This window comes from Nitrosomonas sp. Nm132, assembly GCF_900100485.1.
In the GTDB taxonomy this organism is placed as follows: domain Bacteria; phylum Pseudomonadota; class Gammaproteobacteria; order Burkholderiales; family Nitrosomonadaceae; genus Nitrosomonas.
Genome location: NZ_FNDH01000093.1, coordinates 1 through 3704, shown reverse-complemented (window position 1 = coordinate 3704; position 3704 = coordinate 1). Strand labels below are relative to the sequence as shown.

Sequence of the window (3704 nt, the reverse complement as noted above, 5' to 3'; positions counted from 1 at the left end):
TTACCAAATGTTTTGGCATTCAAACCATGCTGACGACAATAAGCCCTTTGCGATAAGCCGCTAACCTGCCAGGCTCCTATATGGTTTTGTTTGAGTAGCGTTAATGCCATCAATTATCTCCCTGAAATATGTCTGGGGATAATAATGGACTGGATTATCTGTGTTTAGATGGACGCGCTGAATGCTTACCTATTGTTAAAACCTATGAACAATTAAGTCACTGGCATGAGCGAACCAAAAAAGATGAAAGTATCTTGAATGACTCTGACGCTATATTTGAGCTTAACAATATAGCTGAAGGAAGTCTTATTGTTATTGATGAAGCTTGGAAGCTCTGGCCGGCCTCTGGACGCGGCGCAGTATCTGAAGATATAGAATAACCTAAGGATGCACCGACATCACGGCCTAGACATTATCCTGGTAGCTCAGTCACCCGGTCTTATTCATGCCCAAGTGTTGTGCCTCGTTGAAAAGCATCTGCACATCACGCCTACATGTAAAGTTCCGAAAGAGTCTTTTAAGCTTTATGAATCTGCATCGATTCATACCAAGCCCACTAAAACGATCCCTATCAAGCTTTTTACCAGTCTTGCAATAATATTGATCACTCCTGCATTACTCTATTATGTTTATATACGCATCATGGCTAAGCTTGAGCCGCCTCAGGAAGCGATAGTTGCAGAAGTAAAAGAGCGTGAACCATCTGTTGTAGTATCTAGTCAGTCATCTGTTTCTCATCATAATCCACCAGCAGCGCCGCTGCCTTTGCCGGTTCTCGTACCTGTAACGCATCCTATAGTGTCTGATCAAGTAGACTGGTCTAAAGTTGTAGCCTGCATATCCAGCAATACGAAATGCAAATGCTATGGATACAGCTCTGAATTGCTTATCATTCCTCCCGACACATGCAGGATTGCCGTTAAGCACGGTTGGCCAGGCAAGCGCGTTGCAACTGCATCAACTAATCTATAAATCTTTTTTTTGATGAATGCTATGAAAAAATGCTATATAAACTTTTTGAATGAAGTTCAGGATACTTTTCCAAGGATTCCAAAATGGTATTGTCATCTTCTGACTATTTATTCTATTCCTGCTCTTTGGTTTGACGAACTTCTTTATGTTAAGGTCTGGCGCTTTGTTTATGTGCAGTACGCTAACGATCATCCTGACCAGTCGCGTTTTATGTATCTCCAAGCTGTTGTTTATCTTATGGTATTCAAATATTCTGTTGCTTTGGATTTTTATCATAGGCACAAAAAAACGTATGAATTACCAGCAACTGACTAGCAGATGATCTTACAGAGGCTCACCCGTAGCGTAGCGAAGGGGAGAGGGCGGTGAGTCATCGTCGCGGGTCGAACCGCGATGCTCCCAGCATCGCACCGATCCCAACCCCTCAGCCCCCTACATAACCTTAAAACGCAAAATATCTTGCTTCTTCATGTTAATTTTTTATGCCATTAACAAGGGGAATTCGAGCGGACTGCTCACCATTCTGTAGACTTAATTTGAGTCGGTTAATTGCCGTTTTAACTGTTTCAAATTAAATGGGATAAGCGGCAATGAGTATATTCAGAAAATTTTTAAAGATTCTGGTTATTTACGTTCTGCCTAGCTTTCTTCTACTGCTAACATATCCATTGATTGTTAATTATCTTGAACACCGTCTAAAGTCTAATCTTCTAATTTTTCGTGGCATACCCAGTAATCCTGTAATTCAACCTAAGCCTGATCTTAAGTCTGGTCAAATGGACTGGTCACAAGTTTCTTCCTGTATTGCAAATGAATCTAAATGTGTTTGCTATGGCAAATTGTCTGAGCGGCTTTCAGTTCCTTCTGAGACCTGCAGAAATGCTGTTAAGCGCGGCTGGTCATCTCGACCAATGTGATTTGCTTATGTTTTCTAAACTTTATAATTACTACTGGTTTATTCGTTTGACTCGTAATGCGTCGGTGCAACGTAAATATTATCGCTTGGTCTCCAAGGAAAAAAAACGCCTGATTGACTCAGGCGTTGATGAGGAAGAAATTAGGTTACTATGTAGGCATCTGGCTAACTTGCGAAACCCTTTGGCTGAAAAACGCTTAGAAGCTTATAGAGCCAGTCAGCTAAAAAGTCTGATTTCCTTCTTTGTCTTTTTCTGCGTTCTCTGAATCTTCGATTTAACATAATATACATTATACGCAATTCTAAATATGAGAAATTCAGACGGAAAATTTCATCTTTTGCAAATGCTCTTTATAGGCTATTAGGCTTCTCTCAGAAAAACGGTTACACGGGTTAGCCAAATGCCGACAAAGTAACCGCAGTTCTTCCCGGTCAACGCCTGCCAGCACCAGGCGTTTTTTTTCGCCCGCAGCTAGCCGGTAATATTTACGCTTAATAGATAAATTACGAGCCGCGCGAATGTGCCAGTAGATATTATAGAGTGTGGAATACATCCGGAAGAAAATACAGGACTAGACATCAAAGCAAAATAAGCAATAGCTAGCTATTGGAGAAAAAAATGAAACGGACTGTGAAGCGTTTCGCTCGAATTACCTATAGTAAGGTTTTTTGCATAAAGAATAAAAATAAAATGCCGCACTAGAAAAATAAATAACCGTCGGCAAGGAAACGAAAATGTTCACTATCTTTCTACGTGACAACAAGCAAAGAATATACAGAAAGTTAACGACAAGCGATAAGATACGTGCAATGCATGAATTCGATACGCTGGTATATAGAAAGGACTTAGACGGTCATAAAATAATCGCAATCATGCAATACAGAAACTCTCTCACGATATTTCATAGATTCGATGTTTCAACAGATCATGAAAATCACATAAGAGGGAAAACAAAAGAAATCTACAAAGCTCTAGCCCTCATTTAAAACGTAAAAAATTAACATAGGCTACTCAGGGAAAGATGTAAGATACTTTGCGTTTTAGTTATGCAAAGGGAGGGGGGGTTGGGATGGTGAAATGCTGGAAGCATCACGGTTTGACCCGCGACGGGAACATACCGCCCTCTTCCCTACGCTTCGCTACGGGTGAGCCTCTGTAAGATTCCCTGCTAGTCATTAACTTCGTCCTTATTTGATCCCAGATAATCATATTATTGTAGCTATAGGTTAGTTGCTACAGTTGCAGAGCTTTTGCCGGGCCAGCCATGCTGGGCGGCAATGTGGCAGGTTTCCGGCGGTATGACGAGGCGTTCGGCGTTGTGGCCGTAGCAGATGCATTTGTCCTTTGTTGAGAGGCAGGCGCTTACCTTTACCCAATCAACAGTATTAGATACGACGGCATGCGTTACTGGTAGGATCGGCTTGTCGTTTATCGTTGCATCTTGTCTATATTGGATGGTTGCTGGTTTATCGGAATTAGAGATAGTTGTGATTGTTTCGTTGTTTATTCAAGCTGGGGAATACATACCTGTCCCGGCCTGTCAGCGGTTGAATAGTTCTGAATATCTCAATTGCCTGGCGTGATAAAGGGACTATATGCGTGTCCCTCATCTTCATTCGATGGTCAGGTATACGCCAAACTGTTTGATCAAGATCAATCTCTTGCCATTCTGCCCCACGCAGCTCACCAGGGCGAACGAATACCAAAGGAGCGAGCTGTATGACCTGGTTTAATGAATCCGGACATTCCAGTTAAGAGAAAATAGCTTAACTGGAGAAAGTAATGGTAATGAGGAAGCAATATACAAAGGAATAC

At 41.6% G+C, this 3704-nt stretch carries 4 protein-coding genes; 3 read left to right on the top strand and 1 reads right to left on the bottom strand.

Features of this window, described 5'->3' with window-relative positions; translation table 11 throughout:
- Positions 1 to 128 precede the first annotated feature (128 nt).
- From BLP80_RS14545 to BLP80_RS14530, 3 genes are all read left to right on the top strand, one after another.
- Positions 129 to 380 carry a hypothetical protein gene (locus BLP80_RS14545; RefSeq protein ID WP_090544435.1) on the top strand — a complete coding sequence of 84 codons (252 nt, stop codon included), beginning with the start codon at positions 129 to 131 and terminating at the stop codon, positions 378 to 380.
- Between the two features lie 7 nt (positions 381 to 387).
- Positions 388 to 972, top strand: coding sequence for a P-loop NTPase family protein (locus tag BLP80_RS14540; RefSeq protein WP_090544432.1), 585 nt, complete (start codon positions 388 to 390; stop codon positions 970 to 972).
- An 831-nt stretch (positions 973 to 1803) separates the two neighbouring features.
- A complete protein-coding gene (locus BLP80_RS14530) occupies positions 1804 to 2154 on the top strand; it encodes a hypothetical protein (RefSeq protein ID WP_090544429.1) in 351 nt (116 codons plus the stop codon).
- A gap of 1210 nt (positions 2155 to 3364) precedes the next feature.
- Here BLP80_RS14530 and BLP80_RS14515 read toward each other — a convergent pair.
- A complete protein-coding gene (locus BLP80_RS14515; protein WP_256325127.1) occupies positions 3365 to 3610 on the bottom strand; it encodes a tyrosine-type recombinase/integrase in 246 nt (81 codons plus the stop codon).
- Positions 3611 to 3704: the final 94 nt, after the last annotated feature.